This window comes from Mesorhizobium sp. WSM4815, assembly GCF_055811575.1.
Map to the genome: position 1 here is coordinate 246,002 of NZ_JBVVQS010000101.1, position 22,254 is coordinate 268,255.

The following is a 22,254-nucleotide window of genomic DNA, read 5'->3' on the forward strand; positions in this document are numbered from 1 at the left end:
GCTAAGTCCAGCCGAACGCCGCAAGCCGAGGCAAGACTGGCTTGCCGGGTTTGATCGGGCGCAGAGTTGAAGGCCGTCGCGGATGAGTGGGTGTCACTTACGAAACCGCCAGGAATCACCTGAAAGCCGTCTTCGTCAAAACTGAGACCCATCGCAGCCGGAACTGGTCGCGTTGCTCGCGAGAATAGCCAGCACCGCCCAGACTGAATGAGTCTATTCGGTTGAATCGCTATCCGGCAATTGCATGTCGGTGATGATGTTCTCGCCGTTTGTCTCGTCGTAGGCGATCACGATGTCCATGCCGGGTTTCAGCGCTTCGAGATCGGTTTCGGCATTCAGCTTGTAGGATTTGCCGTCGTCGAGTGTCAGCGTCAACGTCTCCTTGTCGATCTCTTTGATTAGGCCTTCGGTCTGGCCGGCGAAGGCGGCGGTGGAAATCAGCAACATGGCGGCAACGGCGCCGATCGGGATACGCATCATCGTCCTCTTATCATTGCGCCGGCTCGGTGGCGGCGGGTGTTCAACAGACGGTGTTCAACAGATGGGTCGAGGGAAGCAGAAACCAACCGAATGTGTCAAAACTAAATCCGCCTGATCACAGTTTGACCGCTGCGGAAAACGCCAATAGAACGCAGCTACGGCGCCACGCGCCCTGACGCAGAAACGACGCTGCGGCACTTTTGATTTGCGCATGATCCTTCCCGAAAATCGCTCCGATTTTCGGGGTCATGCGCTAAGCCGGCTCGGTGCCGGCAGGGCTGGTTTTCATGTCTCACAATACGTTTGGCCATCTTTTCCGCGTCACCACCTGGGGCGAAAGCCATGGCCCAGCGCTCGGCTGCGTCGTCGACGGCTGTCCGCCCGGCATCCGCTTCACGCGCGCCGAGGTCCAGGCCGAACTCGACAAGCGCCGCCCGGGTCAATCGCGTTTTGTGACGCAGCGTCGCGAACCCGACGAGGTCAAGATCCTGTCCGGCTTCATCCTGGATGACGACGGCGAGACCATGATCACCACCGGCACGCCGGTGTCGATGGTGATCGAGAACGTCGACCAGCGCTCCAAGGACTATGGCGAGATCGCCCGCCAATACCGGCCGGGTCATGCCGATTATACCTACGACACCAAATACGGCCTGCGCGACTATCGCGGCGGCGGCCGTTCTTCGGCCCGCGAGACGGCGGCGCGGGTGGCGGCCGGAGCCTTGGCCCGCAAGGTCGTGCCCGGCATGATCGTGCGCGGCGCACTGGTGTCGATGGGGGAAAAATCGATCAACCGCGCCAACTGGAACTGGAATTTCGTTGGCGACGCCGAAAATCCATTCTTCACGCCCGATCCGGCATCGGTCGCCGTCTTCACCGCGTATCTTGACGGCATCCGCAAGGCGGGTTCCTCGGTCGGCGCGGTAATCGAGATCGTCGCCGACGGCGTTCCGGCAGGCCTGGGCGCACCGATCTACGCCAAGCTCGACCAGGACATTGCCTCGGGCTTGATGTCGATCAATGCCGTCAAGGGTGTCGAGATTGGCAACGGCTTCGAGGCCGCCCGCATCACCGGCGTAGAAAATGCCGACGAGATGCGTATCGGCAATGACGGCAAACCGGTCTTCCTGTCCAACAATGCCGGCGGCATCCTCGGCGGCATCTCGACCGGCCAGGCGATCGTCGCGCGCTTCGCCGTCAAGCCGACCTCGTCGATCCTGACCCCGCGAAAGTCGATCGACAAGGACGGCAACGACGTCGAGATCATGACCAAGGGCCGCCACGATCCGTGCGTCGGCATCCGCGCCGTGCCGATCGGCGAGGCGATGGTTGCCTGCGCGATCGCCGATCACTATTTGCGTCATCGGGGACAAACGGGAAGGCAGTAGGGCAGTAGGGCAGTAGGGCAGTAGGTTACGTGACCCGCCGAGACGCCAAACTTTTTCCTTTTCCTTACTGCCCTACTGCCCTACTGCCTTACTCCCCTGTTATCGCGAGCGAAGCGAGCGTCCATGCCTTACGACCAGAAGAAGATCGTCGAAGCCCTGCGCGCCTTCGAACGCGGCGAGATTGTCGTCGTCATGGACGATGACGGGCGCGAGAACGAGGGCGACCTGATCGTCGCCGCCGTCCATTGCACGCCGGAAAAGATGGCGTTCATCGTCCGCAATACCTCTGGTATCGTCTGCACGCCGATGCCGCGCGACGAGGCCAAGCGCCTCAACCTGTCGCCGATGGTCGCCGACAATGACTCGGCACACACCACCGCCTTCACCGTCAGCGTCGATTTCAAGCACGGCACCACGACGGGCATTTCGGCTGACGACCGCACATTGACCGTGCGCAACCTTGCCAACGGCAATGTCGGCGCCTCCGATTTCGTCCGCCCCGGCCACATCTTTCCGCTGATTGCGCGCGAAGGCGGTGTGCTGATGCGTTCGGGCCATACCGAAGCCGCGGTCGATTTGTGCAAGCTTGCCGGCCTGCCGCCGGTCGGTGTCATTTCCGAGCTGGTCAATGATGACGGCACCGTGATGCGCGGCCCGCAGGTGCAGGCCTTCGCCGAAAAGAACGGTTTGAAGCAGATTTCGGTCGCCGACCTCATCGCCTATCGCCAGCGTAAGGAAACGCTGGTCGAGCGTGTCGCCTGTTCGGAGATCGATACGCCCGGCGGCAAGGCGCAGGTCTTCACCTACACGCTGCCCTGGGACTCGATGCACCATGTGGCGATCGTCTTCGGCGACATCCGCGACGGCGAGGAGGTGCCCGTGCGACTGCATTCCGAGGATGTTGTGACTGACGTCTTCGGCACCGGCCACAGGCTGGACGGCATCATGAAATCGATGGGCGAGCGCCGGCGCGGCGTCATCGTCTATCTGCGCGAAGGTTCCGTCGGCGTCGCCCATCAGGAGCGCAACCGGCCGGCCGCCGGCGACCGCGAGGACCATGAAGAGGCGCGCCGCCGCGAAAGCGAATGGCGCGAGATCGGCCTCGGCGCGCAAATCTTGAAGGATCTGGGCATTTCCTCGATCAACCTGATCGCCTCGCGCGAACGCCACTATGTCGGCCTCGAAGGCTTCGGCATCCACATCGCCAAGACCGAGATTCTCTAGGACTGGTTTAGCGGATCGCCGGCATGCGTCCGGTCCCGCTTGGCACCGGACGCATGGAGACTATTCGGCAGGAACCGCGGCTGTTTCGCGCGCGGAGATGTCACTATCGCCCGTGGCAAGGCTGCGCTGGCCGGCGAGCACGGTGACCAGCGCGACAGTGCCCGCCGCCACCGACACCAGGAAGCCGCTCTGTGCACCGAAGGCGTCCACCACCCATCCGGCGGCAAAGGAGCCGAGCGCCATGCCGATGCCAATGCCGGTCATGACCCAGGTCACGCCCTCGGTCAGCATCGCCTCCGGCACGCGCCGCTCGATCAGGCCGAATGCCGTGATGAAGGTCGGCGAGATCGCCACACCGCTAACGAAGACAGCCAGCGCAAGAAGCGGCACCGTGTCTGCGACAAGCAACGGCAGCGTGGTGAGCGCGATGATGGCGATCGCGATGGCAAGCTGAATTTGCAGCGGTGTTTTCAGGTTCAGAGCGCCGAGGACGATGCCGACGACGAACGATCCGAGGGCATAGACGCCGATAACGAGGCTGGCAGCGCCCGGCTGGCCGAGCTCCTTGGTGATCGCCACGGTGCTCACCTCCGTGGTTGCGAAGGTCGCGCCGATGAAGATCAGGGCCAAGGTGATGATTTGGACCGGCCGCAGGCGGATTGCCGATCCGCGCGAACCCTGGTCGACCGGTCGCACGCGCGGCTCGGTCGAGCGCTGCAGGATGAGGGCTGTCGAGCCGAAGGCGAGGAACAATGTGCTCGCCAGCATTCCCGCTTCCGGGAAAAGCGCGACGCTCAGGCCAACCGACAGCGAAGCCCCGGCGATGTAGACCAGCTCGTCCGCCGCCGACTCGAAGGCGAACGCCGTGTTCATCTCGGGGCGATCCCGGAAGAGCTCTGTCCAGCGCGCGCGCACCATCGCTGGGATGCTGGGCATTGCGGCGGCAAGCAGCGCTGACACGAACAGTGTCCATATCGGCAAGTCCTGATTGGCCGCCGTAATCAGCACTACGAAGGCGAGCACGGAAATAACGGTGGTGGGCGCCACAATCCGCGCCTGGCCGAGGCGGTCCACCAGCCGCGATATCTGCGGCGCGACAAAAGCATTGGCCAGCGCATATGTCGCGGAGACGGCGCCGGCCAGCCAGTACTCGCCATGCGTCTGCGACAGCATGGCGACGATTCCGATCGGAGCCATGGCCATCGGCATCCGGGCGACGAAGCCGGCTGCAGCGAAGCCCTTGGCTCCCCTTGCCTTGAATATTTCGCGATAAGGATTGGGCATGGGAACACTCCTGGATTTTTGAGGCCGAGCCACTTATATACGCGGCGTATGCAAATCAGATAATGACATACGACGCGTATGTCAAATAATATACGAGACGTATGTGAAGGAATGAGCGAATGGGGCACAAACCACGCAGGGAGATGATCGCCGAGACCCGCGCCAAACTGGTCGCGGCGGCGCGCCATGCCTTTGGCACTGTCGGCTATGCCGAGGCCTCGATGGACGACTTCACCGCATCGGCCGGGCTGACGCGCGGCGCGCTTTATCATCACTTCGGCGACAAGAAGGGCCTTCTCCAGGCGGTCATCGCCGAGATCGACGCGGAGATGTTGGCCCGGTTGAAGATCGTCTCAGTCAGGGCGGACACTCTCTGGCAGGGCTTTGTCGACGAATGCACCGCCTATATCGAGATGGCGCTGGAGCCGGAGATCCAGCGTATTGTCCTTCGCGACGGACCGGCGGTGCTCGGCGATCCTTCGCAATGGCCGAGCCAGAACGAATGCATCCGCTCGATGAGCGAGAACCTTCAAAAGCTGAGGGACGAGGGAACCATCGTTGCCGTTGATCCCGAAGCCGCAGCAAGGCTGGTCAGCGGCGCCTCGCTACATGCCGCGCAGTGGATCGCAAATTCGGAAAATCCAGAAGCGACGTCGAAAAAGGCGGTGAAGGCGTTCAACGTGCTTTTGGAAGGACTGCTCAGGCAAGACCGCAGGATTGGCCGTCCACAAGCACCGGCTGAGGTGGACAAATCGCCGGCCTGAGCCTGTATCAAGACCACCAAAAGCAAGGCGCGACCTCGAATGGGACGGCCGAAGCGCGCCTCAAGATTCGGGCAGCTCAAGGAGAAGGCGCTGGTCTCGGTCGGTGTCTCGCGCCGGACCCAACCAGCACCCAACGCCTAAACCCTGTTGAACGTCTGCCTTTGGCGGTTGCAAAACATGGTCAAAGCCGCCGGGCGCGCCTATATCGGGGGCATGGTCACAAGGCTTTATACCCACCCGATCTTCCTCGAGCATATAACGCCGCCCGGTCATCCGGAGCGGCCGGACCGCCTGCGCGCCATCGAGCGCGTGCTCGACGACGAGGCCTTTGCGGCCCTTGATCGTGCCGAGGCGCCGGAAGGCGACGAGGCCACCATCCTCTACGCACACCCGCAGGAATTCGTCGAACGGGTCCGCGCTTTGATACCGGACATCGGTATCGCTCGTGTCGACGCCGACACCACCGCCAGTCCGAAAAGCTGGCAGGCGGCCGTGACGGCGATCGGCGCTGCCAACGCCGCCGTCGACGATGTCTTTCGGGGCGACGTGGCCAATGTCTTTGTCGCCGCCCGGCCGCCCGGCCACCACGCCGAAAAGACCACGTCCATGGGCTTCTGCCTGTTCAACACCGCGGCGATCGCGGCGCGCTACGCGCAAAGGCAGCACCAGGCCGAGCGTGTTGCCATCGTCGACTGGGACGTCCACCACGGCAATGGCACGCAGGATATTTTCTGGGACGATCCGTCGGTGCTCTATTGCTCGACGCACCAGATGCCGCTTTACCCGGGGACCGGGGCGGTGAGCGAAACCGGCGCCGGCAACATCGTCAACGCGCCGCTGGCGCCACAGACCGGCAGCGAGGTTTTCCGCGACGCTTTCCTGTCGCGGATCTTGCCGGCGCTCGACAATTTCGCGCCCGACCTCATCATCATTTCCGCCGGCTTCGACGCGCACCACCGCGATCCGCTGGCCGAGATCAACCTGACCGAGGACGATTTCGACTGGGCAACCGGCCAGTTGATGCAGCGCGCCGGTCGCCACAGCGACAACCGGCTCGTCAGCCTGCTCGAGGGCGGCTACGATCTGCAGGGATTGGCATTTTCGGTCGCCGCCCATGTCGGGCGACTGATGAAAGGATAGACGATGGCTGGTGAGAGCAACGAAGACGTCAAGGCGATGAGCTTCGAGCAGGCGCTCGACGCGCTGGAGAAAATCGTCGATGATCTGGAGCGCGGCGACGTGCCGCTCGACCAGTCGATCCGCATCTATGAGCGCGGCGAGGCGCTAAAACTCCATTGCGACCGGCTGCTCAAGGCGGCCGAGGACAAGGTCGAGAAGATCAGGCTTTCGCGCGACGGCAAGCCGGTGGGGACCGAGCCGCTGGATGCGGAGTAAGGCACGGTCCCGAACGACAATTTCGCCGTGCGGCTTTTCGACATGATCATGATTGAGGATAGTACCCATCCCGCTTGAAACGGCTCCAGGACGAGAGGAGATTGCGAACGATGTGCAGAAACATCAAGACCCTGTTCAATTTCGATCCGCCGGCAACCGATGACGAGGTCCGCGATGCCGCACTTCAGTTTGTCCGCAAGCTGAGCGGAACGACACGGCCGTCGAAACAGAACCAGCATGCGTTCGACCACGCCGTCGAGGCCATAGCCGCGTCTGCGCGCGAATTGCTGGACAGCCTCGCGACGACACAGCATCCGCGCAATCGCGACGAGGTGGCGGCCAAGGCGAAAGCCAGGGCTGCACTCCGCTTCGCCTGAGGAAGACCGCATGAGCTTCTTTCCCGGAAACGACCCTCTGCCCGGTGACGCCTTCGCCAGCGACCAGATCGAACTGATGGTTATTCCGAACGCCAAGGACATTGGCGGCTTTCAGGTTCGCCGTGCCTTGCCGACCGCCAGGCGTCGGCTGGTCGGTCCCTTCATCTTCTTCGATCGCATGGGACCGGCGATTTTGCGGGCCGGCCAGGCGCTCGATGTCCGCCCGCATCCCCATATCGGCCTGTCGACGGTCACTTACCTGTTCGACGGCAAGATCAGGCATCGCGATTCGCTCGGCACCGAAATGGTCATCCAGCCCGGCGACGTAAATTTGATGACCGCCGGTCGCGGCATCGTTCATTCCGAGCGTACGCCGCAGGAGCTGCGCGGTGCGCCGATGTCGGTTTCCGGCCTGCAGACATGGCTGGCGCTGCCGGACGATAAAGAGGAGGTCGACCCGATCTTCGAGAATACCGCGGCCATGCGTCTGCCCGAAATCGACGCTGAAGGCGTCAGCGGGCGCGTTGTCATTGGCGCGTTTGCCGGGCTGCGGTCACCGGTCGTGACCGCTTCGGACACACTCTATGCAGATCTCAGCCTGGCGCCCGGCGCCAGCGTGAAAATCCCTGCCGATGCCGAGGAGCGCGCCATCTATACGTTGGAAGGCGAGGTTTCGATCTCCGGTGACCGCTTCCCGGCAGAGCGGCTGCTGGTGTTCCGGCCCGGCGACGAGATCGTCGTGTCGTCGGAGGGTGGAGCGCATTTCATGCTGTTCGGCGGCGCCTCGCTCGGCTCCAAGCGCTACATCTGGTGGAATTTCGTGTCATCGTCGAAGGAACGCATCGAACAGGCGAAAGAAGAATGGAAGACAGGCCGTTTCGATATCGTTCCGGGGGATGAAGAAGAGTTCATTCCGCTGCCGAACAATTAATGCATGTCGCGCAAAAGTGTGCAGCGGTTTTGCGATAACGACATGCATAAAACAACAACCTAAAGCGCGTCGCGTGAGGTCGGTCGAACGCGACGCGCTTTAGAGCGCCGCGCCGTTTTGGACGCGTAAACGAAACCCTAACAGTTTGAAGCTATGCCGCGTCACTCGCACGCATTTACATTCGCCGGCCAGCAGCCTATTTCGCAGATGAATAAAAAGCAGGCCCCAGCACCAGTGAACGCAAAGCTCCATACGCCACTTCTCGACAAGGTCCGCATCCCGGCCGAGCTCAGGACGCTTGACGAACGTCATCTGCCGCAATTGGCATCGGAGCTTCGCACCGAGTTGATCGACGCCGTGTCCCACACCGGCGGACATCTCGGTGCTGGCCTTGGCGTGGTCGAACTGACGGTGGCGTTGCACTATGTCTTCAACACGCCAGACGACCGACTGATCTGGGATGTCGGTCACCAGGCCTATCCGCACAAGATCCTGACCGGCCGCCGCGACCGTATCCGCACGCTGCGGCAAGAGGGCGGCCTGTCCGGTTTCACCCAGCGCGCCGAGAGCGAATACGATCCGTTCGGCGCCGCCCACTCCTCGACCTCGATTTCCGCCGGCCTCGGCATGGCAATGGCACGCGATCTCTCCGGGGGCCGCAACAATGTCATTGCCGTTATCGGCGACGGCGCCATGTCGGCCGGCATGGCCTATGAGGCGATGAACAATGCCGGCGCGCTCGATGCCCGGCTGATCGTCATCCTCAACGACAACGACATGTCGATCGCTCCGCCGACCGGCGCGATGAGCGCCTACCTGGCCCGTCTGGCGTCGGGCAAGGCCTATCTGGGCTTGCGCGATTTCGGCAAGAAGCTGACCTCCTATCTCGGCGAGCGCGCCGATCGAGCCATCAAGCGGGCGGTCGAGCATGCGCGCGGTTATGTCACCGGCGGCACGCTGTTCGAGGAAATGGGTTTTTATCACATCGGCCCGATCGACGGCCACAATCTCGAGCACCTGATCCCGGTGCTGAAGAACGTCCGCGACAATGCCGACGGTCCGGTGCTGATCCACGTCGTGACCCAGAAGGGCAAAGGCTATGGACCGGCCGAGGCGGCCGCCGACAAATATCACGGCGTCAACAAATTCGACGTCATCACCGGCGCGCAGGCCAAGGCGCCGGCCAACGCGCCGAGCTACACGAAAGTCTTTGCCGACAGCCTGATCCAGGAAGGCCGCGAAGATGATCGCATCGTCGCCATCACCGCCGCCATGCCGAACGGCACCGGCCTCGACCTCTTCGGCGAGGCGTTCCCGGCGAGGACTTTTGATGTCGGTATCGCCGAGCAACATGCGGTGACTTTTGCCGCCGGCCTTGCCACCGAAGGTTTCAAGCCTTTCGCGGCGATCTATTCGACCTTCCTGCAGCGTGCCTACGACCAGGTCGTCCACGACGTGGCGATCCAGAAACTGCCGGTGCGCTTCCCGATCGATCGCGCCGGCTTCGTCGGGGCCGACGGGGCGACCCATTGCGGCGCCTTCGACACGACTTTTTTGGCGACGCTGCCCGGTTTCGTCGTCATGGCCGCGGCGGATGAGGCGGAACTCAGACACATGGTGCGCACGGCGGCAAGCTATGATGAAGGCCCCATCGCCTTCCGCTACCCGCGCGGCAACGGCGTCGGCGTCGACCTGCCGGAGCGTGGCTCGGTTCTCGAAATCGGCAAGGGCCGTGTCGTCAGGGAGGGCACCAAGGTTGCGCTGCTTTCCTTCGGCACGCGGCTGCAGGATTGCCTGGCTGCGGCCGAGGAGCTTGGCGCGGCCGGGCTTTCCACCACGGTCGCCGATGCTCGTTTCGCCAAGCCGCTCGACGAGGACCTGATCCGGCGCCTGGCCCGTTCGCACGAAGTGTTGGTGACAGTGGAAGAGGGCGCGGTCGGCGGCTTCGCCAGCCACGTGCTGCAATTCCTGGCCCACGAAGGGCTGCTGGAAAACGGCCTGAAGGTACGCCCGCTTGTGTTGCCCGACAGCTTCGTCGATCACGCCAAGCCCGAAAAGATGTATGCCGACGCCGGGCTAGATGCCGCCGGCATCGTGCGCACCGTCTTTGTGGCGCTGGGACGCACCGCCAGCGCGCAAAGCGCCTGAATCAAAATCTCAACGGCTTGCACCAGTTTGCCGACCGGCGGTCGTACTGACTGTTTGCGTTGTCATTTGGCATTCGCCTACGGGCTCGCGTGCAATCTTCTAGAAGCAGAGTGAAATCCTGATGCTTGCTACCGGTGTGTGAAGGGCAGAAACGGGTGGTTTCGTGCCGTTCGATCGTCGACTGGAAATGAGCAACCAGCACCAGGAGCTGTCATTTGAACATGTGATTTTAAGGACTGAGTATGGCCGGAAAGCAGCCGTTGCCTCGGAAATCCGGACGAGCGCCTCCCAGTTCCTTCCTCCAGGCTCAAGCATCAAGCCAGACCTTGCCGAAGTCGTGCTCGAAGGTCGGGTGCATGCCGTGGTTCTTCACGGAAGCGGCGGAGTGGTTGTAGAGCTTGCGCCAGTAAGGCTGGATGATGATGCCCGAATCCTGCAGGATCTTCTCGATGTCGGCCATGATCACCTTGCGCTTCTCCGCATCCGCGATCGAGAGCGCCTCGCCGATCTTGGCGTCGAGGTCCGGATTGGAATAGGCGGCCTCGTTCCACGCCTCGCCGCTGCGGTAGGCGATCGAGATGACCTGGATGCCGAGCGGCCGCATGTTCCAGTTGGTCATGGAATACGGATACTTGGTCCAGTCGTTCCAGAAGGTCGACCCCGGCAGAACCGTGCGTTTGACCTTGATGCCAGCCTCGCGGAGCTGGGCGGCGATCGCGTCGCCAGTGTTCTTGAGCCAGTCCTCGTCAACCGTGATCAGCTCGTGCTCGAAGTCGATCTGCCCGGCTTCCGTCATCTGCGCCTTGGCCTTCTCTATGTCTCGCGCGATCTTGGGCATCTCGGCATATTCGGGATGAATCGGGCAGACATGGTGGTTTTCAGCCACTTCGCCGGCATTGCCGTAGCCGAGCTGGAGAACCACAGCGTTGTTGACCGCGAGCTGAAGAGCTCGGCGGACCTTCTGGTCGTCATAGGGCTTGTTGGTCACGTTGGTGCGCGCCACAATCGTCGACGCGGTCATCACCTCCGACTTGACCAGATCGAGCGCATCGAGGATCGGCACGTAGTCGGCGGTCGTCTCGTCGTTTGTGTGGACCTCACCGGTCTCGAAGGCCGAAACCATCGCCGAGGGGTCCGCGCCGTAATCGATGAACTCCACGCCGTCGAGATAGGCTTCGCCGCCCCACCACTTGCCGTTCGCGCGGCGCTTGTAGACGACCTTCTGGCCGACATCGTAGGAGACGAGCTCGAACGGTCCGGTGCCGATCGGGTTCTGCACGAAGTTGGCACCGGCCTCGTCAAAGGAGCGGTGGACGATCAGGCCGGGATAATCGCAAAGGTTCGGAATCAGCGCGATGTCCGACTTGGTTAGGCTAAGCTTGATCGTCGTGTCGCCGACCTTGGCAATTGAGCCTTCGCGCAGGTTGCCGGTGGCTTCGTCAACCAGCATGCCGAGGCGGCCGGGCATGGAATTCCCCTCGGCGCTCTTGTCGGCCCAGCGGGTGAAGTTGAAGATCACGTCGTCGGCATTGAAGGTGTCGCCATTGTTCCACGTTACGCCCGGACGGACATGCAGGATATATTCCGTGGCGTCGTCGTTCACTTCCCAGCTTTCGAGCAGATAGGGCTCGAAGGTGAATTCACGGGTATATTTGACCAGCGGCTCGAGCGTCTGGCGCTGCGCGGTAGCGATCTGAGACCAGTCTGCCGTGCGCGGATCCTTCGGATCCTTGATGCGCATAGCAACTTTGAGGACACCGCCCTTCACAGGTTCCTGCGCCATGGCCTTTGGTGGGCACTGCAAGAGCAATCATTCCGTAGGCGTAAGCGGTCGATGCGCCGAATACGCTGGCGAGAGCCAGGAACTCGCGCCGGTCCATCTTGCCGGCCTTGGTGGCCTCCGCCAGTTGGCTAATGTGATGGGGAACCCGGTCGCCGTTGCTTCTGTAGAGGGTCATGACTTCCTCCCATTGTGGCTCAGCGTGATTTATGACCTTGCACAGCTGTCCAGAAGCGCCTTCGCATCGATCAAGTCGCGCGTGTTGAAGCCTTCCGTGAACCAGGCGTAGGTCGGCGCGAGCAGGTCGTATGCTTCATGCCGATCGCCGCGGTCGGCCCACAGGCGAGCGAGCGAGATCGACGCGCGCAGATCCAGTGATCGCGCCTGCTGTTCGCGAGCGATCTCGATGGCACGGCGATAATGCGCCTCGCTCTGTTCGGAGTCACGGGGTTTTGCCAGGAGCAGGAGATTTCCAGTGAGTCGACTAAATTCCGACTCCCATAGGCGCGCGCCAGTAGCCTCCGCCGCGGATATTGCTGGCTGCAGCATGCTTAGGCCCGCCTCGACCTCGCCCGCCAGTTCGCACACGCATCCGAAAAGACAGAGAACAAGGCCCTTTCCTTCGACGTCATTCAGGATTTCGTTTGGCAGCGCCGGCGGGGCGGCGGTGACCGGGGCTGGAACCTGCTGTGCGCTCTCGAGGGCCTGGATCATGGCCAACTGCAGACTGATATGGGGAACCCAGGCCGGAAATCCCTCGTGCGCCAATTGAAGCCTCGCTTCGGCTGCTTCCCGAGCCGCCGTGGCATCGCGGCGGAAGTAGTGCAGCACGGTGGCATGATAGAAAGCGTGGTGCAAACTGGGCGGATGAGGCAGTTGGCGGGCCCGGATAATGGATTCTCGCGCCCGGGCCAACGCCTGATCCGGAAAGCCAAGCATCCACAGACTGACGCCCTGCTTGGCAGCTGCGCACACGCCGGAGTCGTGGCCGCTATAGACGAAGGCGTGCGAGAAGTGTTCTGGCCGATAGAGAAAGAGACCCTGGTCGGTGTGCTCGCATACCGACCGCCACTTACCGAGCGCGTATTGCGTCGTCCAATTGACGTGGTGGGCCTCCAGCAGCAGGGACGGGTCGCCCGATTGTCGGGCGATGCCGATCAGTTTATCAGCGAGGGCGGTGGCCGTGTGCATCTGCCCCCGGGCCCGGTGGCCGGTGCACAAGCCGCGCAGCGCGGGGAAGGATTTGGACGTCTCGCTGCCCAGTTCGGCACATAGCTCACAGGCTCGCGTATAGGCGGCGACGGCCCCGGCAGATCCATAGCCCTTGAGGGACGCCAAGGGTATGCCAAGCGCAAGCTGCAGATCGATCTCGAGATCGTCGCGGGCCCGGCTCTCTGGGAGTTGCGTGAGCAGCTCCAGGCCTTTTGAGAGGTGCGCAATGGCTTCGTCGTCCGCCGAGCGACGATTGGCGCGAAGGCCCGCCTTGTACCAGGACGACACTGCATCATCGAACAGTCCGCCCTCGGTAGCATGGTGGGCGAGCACCTCCGGTTCCGCCTCGGCTCGTTCGGGAAAGCGATCACGGAGGAGGGTGGCGATCCGGCAATGGAGTTGCTGGCGTCGGCTCTTCAGTAGCGACTGGTAGGCGGCATCCCGCACCAGCGCATGCTTGAAGGTGTAGATCGCGTCCGGAGGCTTGCCGCGGCAAAATGCCAGTTCTGCGTGAACAAGTCCGTCCAGAGCGGTCCTGACCTTCGGCTCGTCCATCTGCGCGGTCGCGGCGAGCAATTCGTAACTGAACGCGCGGCCGATAGCAGCGCCGATTTGCGCCACTTCCTTAACCGGCGACAACCGATCAAGGCGAGCCAGGAGCGAGTCCTGCAACGTCGAGGGGATGGCGAGCGGTGGCAGCGGGCCGGCAAGCTCATAGCGCTCACCGGCTTCGCGCAGCAGACCGGATTCGAGCACGGTCTTTGTCAGTTCCTCGACAAAGAGCGGCACGCCTTCGGTCTTGCGGAGAATATGCGCCTGCACTTCGCCGGGAAGCGGCCGGCCGCCAGTGAGATGGTCAATGAGTGCTGCGCTTTCGTTCAGTTGGAGATGACTGAGCGTCAGCAGCGTCACATACGGTCGGCCGGTCCAGCGTGGCGCGAACTCGGGCCGGAAGGTAACAACCAGCAGTACCGGCAACCGCTCAATCCGATCGACGATGCGATCGAACAGCTCAAGGCTGGTGGGATCGAACCAGTGAGCATCCTCGGCCGTCATGAGCACCGGCTGCTTGGCCGCGAGGCCCTCAAGCTGGGTTAGCAGCGCCTGAAACGTCTTCGCCCTTTTCTGTTCCGGGGCGACTTCGGGCACCGGGTAGCGGTCGCCTGTCGGGATCGCCAAATACTCAGCGATCAACGGGATCGGCGATTTCGGGTGAGGCTCAGCCGCGGGAAGCAATGCCTCCAGCTTGGCCAATTTCACCTCTGGCGCATCCTCGCGCTCGAAGCCGGCAGCCCGACGCAGCTGGTCCAGCACCGGGAACAGAGCGCTGTTGATGTGATAGGGCGAGCCGTCATAGCGTAGCGACAAGCTTTTCTCGCGGCGGAGGTGGTCGCGCAGGGCGATTGCGATGCGGGACTTGCCAATGCCCGGCTCGCCCGACAGAAGCACCACCTGGCCCCTACCGTCCTTGGCCTGCCGCCAACGGTCGAGGAGCAAGGCTATTTCCTCATCGCGGCCGACGAGCGACGTGAGGCGCATCCCGTGCAGCGCCTCGAAGCGGCCCTCGGCTCGGCTCTCGCCCATGACCAGCCAAGCCCGCACCGGCTGGGCGAACCCCTTCAGATCGTGGGTGCCGAGATCAACCAGCTCGAAGAGCTCGCCAAGCAGCAGCCGGGTCGTTCCGGCCACGACCACATTGCCAACCTGGGCAAGTGCTTGCAGGCGTGCCGCCAGGTTCGGCGTCGCGCCGACCACCACCTCCTCCTGCGCTGCACCTTCGCCGATCAAATCGCCTACCACCACCAGACCCGTGGCAATGCCCACTCGCGCACCCAGCGGCACTTTCGCGGGCGTCGCCAGCTCGGCGACTGCAGCGGCAATGGCAAGCCCGGCCCGCACCGCTCGCTCGGCCTCGTCCTCATGCGCACGCGGCCAGCCGAAATAGGCCAGCACCCCGTCGCCCATGTACTTCGCCACATGGCCATTCAGACGCCTGATCTCCCCGGTAACCGCGTGCTGGTAATTCCGGATCACCTCCCCCATCTCTTCGGGGTCCAATTGACCTGACAATGCGGTCGATCCAACCAGATCGACAAACATCACCGTCAACTGGCGACGTTCAGCTTCCGGGCGAGGCGGTGGACCACTTCCAGGGATCGGTTCAATTCGGGCCGCTGTGGCGGGATCCTCCATACTGCGCTTGCCAAGTTCCGCGATCGCGGCCAACACGAGCTTCCTTGGGCCCATCGGCAGCCCCAGCGCCTTGAGGTCCGCATCCGACAGATGCGGGAGCACTTCGGGCGTAATCTCGTTCTTGGCGAAGGTTCTGCTATATTTGCCGAGCCCAAGGCTCGAAAGCCACCCGGCAATGTCCATGACACCCTCCGTTTGGTCTAAGGCAGGTTAGCACCACGCGGGCGCACGGCGAAGCCCGGATGTGTTTGTCCGAGGCATCAATGTCATGCGGAGCTAGCGCATGCTGAGGAGTGAGATCGGGATCCGCAGGGGACGGAACCCTGCCGCGTCAATCGGCGTGGAGGATGAAAGCATTCTACACCCAATTGAACCCGGGAGGCAGCCTGAGAGGATTGCGCAGCACAGGCCAATAGCAGCTTACTCCACCCTAGGAATGTCGCGAATGGCTAAAGTTCGAGCCCTTTGCGACAATACTCGGGAAGGTCTGGAACGGGTCATGGGCGTGAATTCGGCCGGTCGCGAACGAACCACCGCCAAGGGGTGATTTCCGCTCTTCCGCACTCGGTACTGAGTCCACTAGAACCACATATCGCGCACGCAGCGACCATCGCCAGGCAGGTCCTCAAATGTGTGGAGACCATCGAAATGGTCGATCGGCAAGTCGGCGACGGTGTCAGGTGGCGCAAGCCTCACATTGACGGCGATCCGAGTGCGACCGGCGGCACTGGCGCGCAAACCACGCCAGGCCAGCACACAGGCGCATGTCGGACAGAACAGGATCTCGAGCGACGGGGCATCCTTTCCGGAGCGCGTATAAGCACTTGTCGGTCCCGCAAGACGGATGCGTTCGTCGACATAATCGTAAGCCCACAGCGCGCCATAGCGGCGGCAAAGCGTGCAGTTGCAGGCTGTGATCGAGCCGGGATCGCCTTCCAAAATCCAGTGGGCCGCGCCACAATGGCAGGTTCCGGTCAGCATTCGTCCTCCTCACGTTCTGGCAGCAACACGAGCATTGTTCCCAACATTGTGCCGGACCCAGTGCGATATTCAACAGTTTGTGGCGCGGCCTGATGCGCTCGCCGCTTTGGCAAGATGTTCATTGTCTTCCCCAATATCCTTGCCTTCGTGACAGGCTTTCGCCATGAAGGCCGATGAACTCCCGTTTGCCAGCCAGCACACGCCAGCGGCTCGACGAACTCCTCGTCGCGCGCGGCCTGTTTCCCAGCCGCTCTCGCGCCCGCGACGCGATCGAGCGCGGCACCGTGATGGTTGACGGCGTCATCGCCCGCAAGCCCGGCCAGACCGTCCGGGCTGATTGCCTCATAGAAGTCGATGATCCGGCGCAGGGCTATGTGTCGCGTGCTGCACTGAAGCTGATCGCCGGGCTTGACTATTTCGGCCTCGATCCAGCCGGCAGCGAAGCGCTCGACGTCGGCGCCTCGACCGGAGGCTTCACTCAAGTGCTGCTCGGACGTGGCGCGGCGCATGTCACGGCGATCGATGTTGGGCATGGCCAGATACATCCGGATATCGCCGGCGATCCGCGTGTGACTGTTATCGAGGGATTGAACGCCCGTGATCTTTCGACCGCCGATCTTGCCGATCGAATTCCAGATTTTATCGTCTCCGACGTCAGCTTCATCTCGTTGAAACTGGCGCTGCCGCCGGCGCTCGCCATTGCCAGGAGCGGCGCCAAAGCAATATTTCTGGTCAAGCCGCAATTCGAGGCGGGCCGCGAGGCGATCGGCAAGGGCGGCTTGCTGAAAGACCCATACGATGCCGCGCGGGTTGCCGGCCTGCTGCAGGATTGGCTGGACGGCGTCCCCGGCTGGCGCTCGCTCGGACTGCATCTGTCGCCGATCGAAGGCGGCGACGGCAACCGCGAGTTCCTGCTCGCCGGGATCAAGGACGCCGAGGTCGAGAACAGGGGGATCGGAGGCCGATGAACGCGCGCTTCACGATCACACGGCTGGGCTCCCAGGGCGACGGCGTCGCCGAAACCGAAACCGGCGAGCTTTTCATTCCGTTCACGCTGCCCGGTGAAACCGTCACCGCCGCGCGCGAAAAGGACCGTGCCACGCTGATGTCGGTGCTGGAGGCTTCGCCGCTTCGCATCGACCCTGCCTGTCGGCATTTCACCGAATGCGGCGGCTGCGCCATCCAGCATCTCGAGGCCGAAGCCTATCATCGGTGGAAGCGTGACAAGGTTGCGCATGCGCTCAACAGCAAGGGCATCAGTTGCGACATTGACGCGCTGGTGCCGTGCGCGCCGCAGACGCGCCGGCGCGTCGTGTTCACCGCCCGGCGCAGCGAGACCGGCATGCTGCTCGGCTTCGTTCGGGCGCTGTCGTCCGAAATCATTTCCATTGAGGAATGCCCGATCTCGCTGCCCGAGATCGTCGCAAAGCTCGACCGTCTGAGAGCACTCGCCGAACTGGTTTGCGCAACGACGAAATCGTTCCGCATGACGGTCACGGTAACCGGTTCCGGCCTCGATGTCGCGGTTCACGAGTCCGGCAAGCTCGGCGAGAACCAGCGCCGCGTCGCCTCCAATTTCGTCATCGCCCAGGGGCTGGCCAGGCTTTCGATCGATGGCGAGATCATCATCGAGCCCAAAAAGCCGGTTGTCACGTTCGGCAGCGTCGCCGTCGCGGTGCCGCCGGGCGCCTTCCTGCAGGCGACCGAGGCCGCCGAGCAGGCGATGGCCGACATCGTCGGCCGGCACCTCGCGCGCGCCAAAAAGGTCGCCGACCTCTTCGCCGGCTGCGGCAGCTTCGCGCTGCGCCTCGCCGCCAGGTCGGAGGTCCATGCGGTGGAGGGGGATGCGGCAGCGCTTTCGGCGCTCGACCGGGCATTCCGTTTCGCCAGCGGTCTGAAGCGGGTGACCAGCGAACGCCGCGACCTGTTCCGGCGGCCGCTCACTTCGAGGGAACTGAATGCCTTCGACGGCGTCATCTTCGACCCGCCCCGCGCCGGCGCCGAAGACCAGTCGAAGCAGATTGCCCGTTCCGACGTGCCGCTGGTCGCCGCGGTTTCCTGCAATCCGGTTACGCTGGCGCGCGACTTGCGCATCCTCCTTGATGGCGGCTACGCCCTGAAAAGCGTGACGCCGATCGACCAGTTCCTGTGGTCGCCGCATGTCGAGGCCGTCGCGCTTCTGGAGAAGCCGAAGCGAAGGCGGTAGCGGGTCCGCACTTGTTGAGCTTGAATTTCGCGTAAAATGGGCGTATTTTGAGCGTGCTCTGTTCAAAATATGCTAGGAGCCTGTTATGAATACCGCAGCTCTCGATATCAGGGCATCGCGCTTTGGCGACGAGCGGACGCCATTTCTTTCGGCAAGACGGGTGGCTGAACTGCTGGGCGTCAATCTGACCGAACTGGCGGGCCTGATCGGCGTCGCGCGCAACACGCTTGCCGCCAAGACCGGCGCGCGCAAGGTCGACGCCGCATTGAGTCCGATTGTCCGTATCCTTGCGATGGCAGGCGAGATGGCCGGCGATGAACAGCGTGCGGCGATCTGGTTCAAGCATCAGCCGATCCCCGGCTGGGCGGGAAAGACCGCCTACGATCTCGTTCGAGAGGGCAAGACGGACAAGGTGCTTGCCTATCTGGAGGCAGTCCGCTCCGGCATCTATGCCTGAAAGCAGACTGAGCCTATGGCGCGCCTTCGTGCCGCGTTGGGCGCATCTGCCGCTTTCCGGCGAAGGAGCAGCCCGCTTTGGCGGTCGCTGGAATCCAGTGGGCGCCCCGACGATCTATGCCGCGGGCGAATTGTCCACTGCCTGGGCGGAGTACAATCAGGGCTTTGTCCAGCATCCCGCGCTGATTGCGCAACTCGCACTTTCAGGCGCGCGACTGGCCGACCTTACGGACGCTGATGAGTTGACCAGGCTCGGCGTGACGGCGGACATTCACCGATGTGAATGGCGCGATGTCATGGATCAAGGCCTGGTGCCTGAGACGCACACGCTGAGAGATCGCCTGATTGCCGATGGGCAACATGGCGTGATCTACCCCTCCTTCATGTCGCCCGGCGGCACATGCGTCGCGCTGTGGCGATGGAACGAGAGCAACGCACCCCGTCTGAAGGTCATCGATCCCGACCATCGCTTGCCGAAAACGGCGGCTTCATGGCTTTAATGCATGTCGCGCAAAAGTGTGCAGCGGTTTTGCGATAACGACATGCATAGAACAACACCCTAAAGCGCGTCGCATGAGGCTGGTCAAACGCGACGCGCGTTAGGGCAGTTCTAACCGGCCGCGCCGCCGCGCTTCGGCCAACACCCCCGCGCCCATTTCTTCCAACGTCTTCGGCCTGTCTCTATGGGGCAGGGATCCAAACACGTCTTCTGGCCGTGTCTCGGCGAAGACTGGTGCAGGGTTCAGTAGCACGCCCTCCGGAGTATCTTCGACCATTAGACGTGTGCCGGCGTCCCATTCCCTCCGCTTGCGGATCGCGCTGGGCAGGGTGACCTGCCCTTGGTCGAGACAGTGGTTACGAGTCTTTCCGGGTTGGCCATCACGGCGCATCCTCTGAATGTAAGATAAAAACCGCAGCTTCTATCAAACCCGCGTTCCGCCAACTGTCATCTGGTTCATCCTGAGGTGCGGCTGGCCAACGCCGACCGGCACGCCCTGGCCGGCCTTGCCGCACATGCCGATGCCGGTGTCGAGCTTCATGTCGTTGCCGATCATCGCAACGCGATGCATGGCATCCGGCCCATTGCCGATCAGCATGGCGCCCTTGATCGGCTGCGTCACCTTGCCGTTCTCGATCATGTAGGCCTCGGTGCAGCCGAACACGAATTTTCCCGAGGTGATGTCGACTTGGCCGCCGCCGAAGGAGACGGCATAGATGCCGTTCTTGACCGAGGCGATGATTTCGTCCGGCTCCATGTCTCCTGAAGTCATATAGGTGTTGGTCATGCGCGGCATCGGCTGGTGCGCGTAGCCTTCGCGCCGTCCGTTGCCGGTGGCGTTCATGCCCATCAGCCGGGCGTTCTGGCGATCCTGCATATAGCCGACAAGCTTGCCGTCGTCGATCAGCACATTGCGGGCCGACGGCGTGCCTTCATCGTCGATGGTCAGCGAGCCGCGCCGCTCGGCCATGGTGCCGTCGTCGACGACGGTGACGCCCTTGGCAGCCACCTGCTGGCCCATCAGCCCGGCGAAGGCCGATGTCTTCTTGCGGTTGAAGTCGCCTTCCAGCCCGTGGCCGACGGCCTCGTGCAGCATGACGCCCGGCCAGCCGCTGGACAGCACGATGTCAAAGGTGCCGGCCGGCGCCGGAATGGCCTCGAGGTTGACCAGCGCTTGCCGCAGCGCCTCCTTGGCGGCGTGTTTCCAGCTGTCCTCGACCAGGAATTCGCCAAACCCTTTGCGTCCGCCCATGCCGAAGGAGCCGCTCTCCTGGCGGTCGCCGTTGCCGACCACCACCGACACGTTGATCCTGACCAGCGGGCGGATGTCGCGCACCATCTGGCCGTCGGCACGCACGATCTCGACATGCTGCCAGGAGGCGGCGAGCGACGCCGTCACCTGCCGCACGCGCGAATCCTCGGCTCGCAGCCACGCATCGATTTCCTGAAGGAGCTTGGCCTTTGCCTCGAAGGAGGGCGAGGGGATCGGGTTCTCATCGCCATAGAGATGGCGGTTGGTGCGGGTGGGAGCCGCAGCAAGCGTGCCGGAATAGCCGCTCTTGACGGTTGACACAGCGTCGGCCGCGCGCAGCAGCGACGCTTCCGAAAGATCGCTGGAATGCGCGTAGCCGCTCGCTTCGCCGGCGACCGCGCGCAGGCCAAAGCCTTGGTCTGTGTTGAAATTGGCGGTCTTCAGCCGGCCATTGTCGAACATCAGCGCTTCGCTCTCGCTGTATTCGAGGAACAACTCGCCGTCGTCGGCGCCGTTGATGGTCTCGGCGACGATCTGCTTGATGCGATCGTCGGAAATGTCGAATTGGCCGATCAGGCTGTTCATGGCGCGGTCCGTCCGTGGAAAGAGATTGTCCTCACGATGTAGGCGCGAAGGTGCGTCCAGACAATCGGCATTGACCATTGTCTGTGCATGACCCCGAAAATCGGAATCGATTTTCGGAAAGGATCATGCGCAAAATCCGAAGCGCAACAGCGTCCTTTGCGCGTCCTTGGACGCGCGGCGCTGTAGCCAAAGGCGGTCACAATCTCATTTTCGTCAGCAGGGTTTTGGGCCTCTCGCCCCGCCTCAAGGCAGGGCGGCGAAACCGTCGGCGAAACCCTTGAGCTCGACCGGAATGCCGATGCCTTCCTCCGGCGTCTGGAAGACGATGAAGGTGGCCGACGTTCCGGTCTTCAGCGTATCGAGCAGCGGCTTTTCGAGAATGACCTCGGCATAGCAGCCGTCCTGGAAGCAACGCACGAAATAGGCCCGGCCGATGTCCTTGCCGTCGACATTGAGGCCGAGCCCGTTGGGCAGCAGCACGCCGAGCGGCGCCAGCACGCGCAGGATTTCGGCCTTGTTGTCGGCGGTGCGCAGCACGACGACGGAAAGCCCCATCTCGGGACGGTCTTCGGCGACGACGTTCTGCATCATCACGCATTGTTCCGATGTGGCGCCAGCCGGCGTGTCGCAGATGATCGACCATGCGCCATGCGTCGTCCGCACCTTGCCGCTTGGCTGCGCGGCATTGGCCTGGCTGACGCCAAACGCGCCAACATAGGACAAGCCGATCCCAGCCAGGCCAACGCTAGACACGGCAGCGAGAAGGATGACTTTCGACAAGCTTCTCGAAAGCCCAAGTTTCGAAAGCCCAAGTTTCGAATGCCCAAGCCTCGAAAGCCCAAGTCCCCAAAGCCAAGAGTTCATGACGGCTCCATTGCGAATCACGGCACTTTAAGCCGCGCCAAGGGCAAGTAAAGGATGAGACCACTGCCGGCCTGCCTCGACCAAGGCAATTGTGCGCTTTTCCGTGCCAAATTCGCCCGAATTGCGACGGCCCGGCGCATTTTGCCGGGACACTCCGCCGCTCGGGCGTTCGCGGGTCCGACACCGCCGCGGCCGCCGCCACAAGGCGCAGCCGCGCTTGCGCGCAAAAATGCCG

Annotated in this window: 18 protein-coding genes and 2 pseudogenes; 12 read left to right on the forward strand and 8 right to left on the reverse strand. The window is 62.9% G+C overall.

Going from position 1 to position 22,254, the window contains the following annotated elements; translation table 11 throughout:
* Window positions 1-213 precede the first annotated feature (213 nt).
* Window positions 214-477: a DUF1344 domain-containing protein gene (locus tag AC0L2B_RS26730; protein WP_031254973.1), complete on the reverse strand. Its 264-nt coding sequence runs from the start codon at window positions 475-477 to the stop codon at window positions 214-216.
* Window positions 478-767: 290 nt separating this feature from the next.
* Here AC0L2B_RS26730 and aroC point away from each other — a divergent pair, with 290 nt between their 5' ends.
* Window positions 768-1,868, forward strand: coding sequence for a chorismate synthase (aroC, locus tag AC0L2B_RS26735; RefSeq protein ID WP_473747442.1), 1,101 nt, complete (start codon window positions 768-770; stop codon window positions 1,866-1,868).
* A gap of 123 nt (window positions 1,869-1,991) precedes the next feature.
* On the forward strand, window positions 1,992-3,092 hold the full coding sequence (ribB, locus tag AC0L2B_RS26740) for a 3,4-dihydroxy-2-butanone-4-phosphate synthase (RefSeq protein WP_091596005.1): 1,101 nt from the start codon (window positions 1,992-1,994) through the stop codon (window positions 3,090-3,092).
* Between the two features lie 60 nt (window positions 3,093-3,152).
* Here ribB and AC0L2B_RS26745 read toward each other — a convergent pair whose 3' ends face one another.
* On the reverse strand, window positions 3,153-4,376 hold the full coding sequence (locus tag AC0L2B_RS26745) for an MFS transporter (protein WP_236369615.1): 1,224 nt from the start codon (window positions 4,374-4,376) through the stop codon (window positions 3,153-3,155).
* A gap of 119 nt (window positions 4,377-4,495) precedes the next feature.
* Between AC0L2B_RS26745 and AC0L2B_RS26750 the strand changes: the two genes are divergently transcribed.
* From AC0L2B_RS26750 to dxs, 6 genes are all read left to right on the forward strand, one after another.
* Window positions 4,496-5,140, forward strand: a complete 645-nt coding sequence (locus AC0L2B_RS26750) for a TetR/AcrR family transcriptional regulator (RefSeq protein ID WP_473747444.1) — start codon at window positions 4,496-4,498, stop codon at window positions 5,138-5,140.
* Window positions 5,141-5,353: 213 nt separating this feature from the next.
* The gene (locus AC0L2B_RS26755) at window positions 5,354-6,280 is read left to right on the forward strand and encodes a histone deacetylase family protein (RefSeq protein WP_473747752.1); all 927 of its coding nucleotides are present in this window, start codon (window positions 5,354-5,356) and stop codon (window positions 6,278-6,280) included.
* Between the two features lie 3 nt (window positions 6,281-6,283).
* Window positions 6,284-6,535, forward strand: coding sequence for an exodeoxyribonuclease VII small subunit (locus AC0L2B_RS26760; RefSeq protein WP_023799340.1), 252 nt, complete (start codon window positions 6,284-6,286; stop codon window positions 6,533-6,535).
* Between the two features lie 110 nt (window positions 6,536-6,645).
* Window positions 6,646-6,912, forward strand: coding sequence for a DUF2277 domain-containing protein (locus AC0L2B_RS26765; RefSeq protein ID WP_473747445.1), 267 nt, complete (start codon window positions 6,646-6,648; stop codon window positions 6,910-6,912).
* Between the two features lie 10 nt (window positions 6,913-6,922).
* Window positions 6,923-7,843: a pirin family protein gene (locus tag AC0L2B_RS26770; protein ID WP_473747446.1), complete on the forward strand. Its 921-nt coding sequence runs from the start codon at window positions 6,923-6,925 to the stop codon at window positions 7,841-7,843.
* 207 nt (window positions 7,844-8,050) lie between these two features.
* Complete coding sequence (gene dxs / locus AC0L2B_RS26775) at window positions 8,051-9,991, forward strand: 1-deoxy-D-xylulose-5-phosphate synthase (protein ID WP_473747447.1); 1,941 nt, start codon at window positions 8,051-8,053, stop codon at window positions 9,989-9,991.
* A gap of 307 nt (window positions 9,992-10,298) precedes the next feature.
* Here dxs and AC0L2B_RS26780 read toward each other — a convergent pair.
* The 3 genes and pseudogenes from AC0L2B_RS26780 to AC0L2B_RS26790 all read right to left on the reverse strand — a co-directional run bounded on the left by AC0L2B_RS26780 (window position 10,299) and on the right by AC0L2B_RS26790 (window position 16,157).
* Window positions 10,299-11,949 (reverse strand): annotated as a pseudogene (locus AC0L2B_RS26780) (ABC transporter substrate-binding protein).
* 29 nt (window positions 11,950-11,978) lie between these two features.
* Window positions 11,979-15,359 (reverse strand): adenylate/guanylate cyclase domain-containing protein, encoded by a 3,381-nt coding sequence (locus AC0L2B_RS26785; protein WP_473747448.1) that lies wholly within the window; start codon window positions 15,357-15,359, stop codon window positions 11,979-11,981.
* 396 nt (window positions 15,360-15,755) lie between these two features.
* Window positions 15,756-16,157 carry a GFA family protein gene (locus AC0L2B_RS26790; protein WP_287178261.1) on the reverse strand — a complete coding sequence of 134 codons (402 nt, stop codon included), beginning with the start codon at window positions 16,155-16,157 and terminating at the stop codon, window positions 15,756-15,758.
* Window positions 16,158-16,330: 173 nt separating this feature from the next.
* Here AC0L2B_RS26790 and AC0L2B_RS26795 point away from each other — a divergent pair, with 173 nt between their 5' ends.
* The 4 genes from AC0L2B_RS26795 (at window position 16,331) to AC0L2B_RS26810 (ending at window position 19,319) form a co-directional block, all read left to right on the forward strand.
* The gene (locus tag AC0L2B_RS26795) at window positions 16,331-17,125 is read left to right on the forward strand and encodes a TlyA family RNA methyltransferase (protein ID WP_473508707.1); all 795 of its coding nucleotides are present in this window, start codon (window positions 16,331-16,333) and stop codon (window positions 17,123-17,125) included.
* Window positions 17,122-18,363 (forward strand): class I SAM-dependent RNA methyltransferase, encoded by a 1,242-nt coding sequence (locus AC0L2B_RS26800; protein WP_473747449.1) that lies wholly within the window; start codon window positions 17,122-17,124, stop codon window positions 18,361-18,363. Before AC0L2B_RS26795 ends, AC0L2B_RS26800 begins: the two co-directional genes overlap by 4 nt.
* 85 nt (window positions 18,364-18,448) lie before the next feature.
* The gene (locus tag AC0L2B_RS26805; RefSeq protein WP_027152353.1) at window positions 18,449-18,820 is read left to right on the forward strand and encodes an antitoxin Xre/MbcA/ParS toxin-binding domain-containing protein; all 372 of its coding nucleotides are present in this window, start codon (window positions 18,449-18,451) and stop codon (window positions 18,818-18,820) included.
* Complete coding sequence (locus AC0L2B_RS26810; RefSeq protein ID WP_473747450.1) at window positions 18,813-19,319, forward strand: RES family NAD+ phosphorylase; 507 nt, start codon at window positions 18,813-18,815, stop codon at window positions 19,317-19,319. Before AC0L2B_RS26805 ends, AC0L2B_RS26810 begins: the two co-directional genes overlap by 8 nt.
* Before the next feature lie 99 nt (window positions 19,320-19,418).
* Here AC0L2B_RS26810 and AC0L2B_RS26815 read toward each other — a convergent pair.
* The 3 genes and pseudogenes from AC0L2B_RS26815 to AC0L2B_RS26825 form a co-directional block, all read right to left on the reverse strand.
* Window positions 19,419-19,699: pseudogene (locus AC0L2B_RS26815) on the reverse strand (AbrB/MazE/SpoVT family DNA-binding domain-containing protein).
* A 43-nt stretch (window positions 19,700-19,742) separates the two neighbouring features.
* Window positions 19,743-21,155 carry a metalloprotease TldD gene (gene tldD / locus AC0L2B_RS26820; protein ID WP_473747451.1) on the reverse strand — a complete coding sequence of 471 codons (1,413 nt, stop codon included), beginning with the start codon at window positions 21,153-21,155 and terminating at the stop codon, window positions 19,743-19,745.
* Window positions 21,156-21,398: 243 nt separating this feature from the next.
* Window positions 21,399-22,040 carry an invasion associated locus B family protein gene (locus AC0L2B_RS26825; RefSeq protein ID WP_473519709.1) on the reverse strand — a complete coding sequence of 214 codons (642 nt, stop codon included), beginning with the start codon at window positions 22,038-22,040 and terminating at the stop codon, window positions 21,399-21,401.
* Window positions 22,041-22,254: the final 214 nt, after the last annotated feature.

What these genes read in the sequence shown, in the direction of transcription:
- AC0L2B_RS26730 (WP_031254973.1), bottom strand. Translation starts at nt 477, where the DNA reads ATGCGTATCCCGATCGGCGCCGTTGCCGCCATGTTGCTGATTTCCACC.
- aroC (WP_473747442.1), top strand. Translation starts at nt 768, where the DNA reads ATGTCTCACAATACGTTTGGCCATCTTTTCCGCGTCACCACCTGGGGC.
- ribB (WP_091596005.1), top strand. Translation starts at nt 1,992, where the DNA reads ATGCCTTACGACCAGAAGAAGATCGTCGAAGCCCTGCGCGCCTTCGAA.
- AC0L2B_RS26745 (WP_236369615.1), bottom strand. Translation starts at nt 4,376, where the DNA reads ATGCCCAATCCTTATCGCGAAATATTCAAGGCAAGGGGAGCCAAGGGC.
- AC0L2B_RS26750 (WP_473747444.1), top strand. Translation starts at nt 4,496, where the DNA reads ATGGGGCACAAACCACGCAGGGAGATGATCGCCGAGACCCGCGCCAAA.
- AC0L2B_RS26755 (WP_473747752.1), top strand. Translation starts at nt 5,354, where the DNA reads ATGGTCACAAGGCTTTATACCCACCCGATCTTCCTCGAGCATATAACG.
- AC0L2B_RS26760 (WP_023799340.1), top strand. Translation starts at nt 6,284, where the DNA reads ATGGCTGGTGAGAGCAACGAAGACGTCAAGGCGATGAGCTTCGAGCAG.
- AC0L2B_RS26765 (WP_473747445.1), top strand. Translation starts at nt 6,646, where the DNA reads ATGTGCAGAAACATCAAGACCCTGTTCAATTTCGATCCGCCGGCAACC.
- AC0L2B_RS26770 (WP_473747446.1), top strand. Translation starts at nt 6,923, where the DNA reads ATGAGCTTCTTTCCCGGAAACGACCCTCTGCCCGGTGACGCCTTCGCC.
- dxs (WP_473747447.1), top strand. Translation starts at nt 8,051, where the DNA reads ATGAATAAAAAGCAGGCCCCAGCACCAGTGAACGCAAAGCTCCATACG.
- AC0L2B_RS26785 (WP_473747448.1), bottom strand. Translation starts at nt 15,359, where the DNA reads ATGGACATTGCCGGGTGGCTTTCGAGCCTTGGGCTCGGCAAATATAGC.
- AC0L2B_RS26790 (WP_287178261.1), bottom strand. Translation starts at nt 16,157, where the DNA reads ATGCTGACCGGAACCTGCCATTGTGGCGCGGCCCACTGGATTTTGGAA.
- AC0L2B_RS26795 (WP_473508707.1), top strand. Translation starts at nt 16,331, where the DNA reads ATGAACTCCCGTTTGCCAGCCAGCACACGCCAGCGGCTCGACGAACTC.
- AC0L2B_RS26800 (WP_473747449.1), top strand. Translation starts at nt 17,122, where the DNA reads ATGAACGCGCGCTTCACGATCACACGGCTGGGCTCCCAGGGCGACGGC.
- AC0L2B_RS26805 (WP_027152353.1), top strand. Translation starts at nt 18,449, where the DNA reads ATGAATACCGCAGCTCTCGATATCAGGGCATCGCGCTTTGGCGACGAG.
- AC0L2B_RS26810 (WP_473747450.1), top strand. Translation starts at nt 18,813, where the DNA reads ATGCCTGAAAGCAGACTGAGCCTATGGCGCGCCTTCGTGCCGCGTTGG.
- tldD (WP_473747451.1), bottom strand. Translation starts at nt 21,155, where the DNA reads ATGAACAGCCTGATCGGCCAATTCGACATTTCCGACGATCGCATCAAG.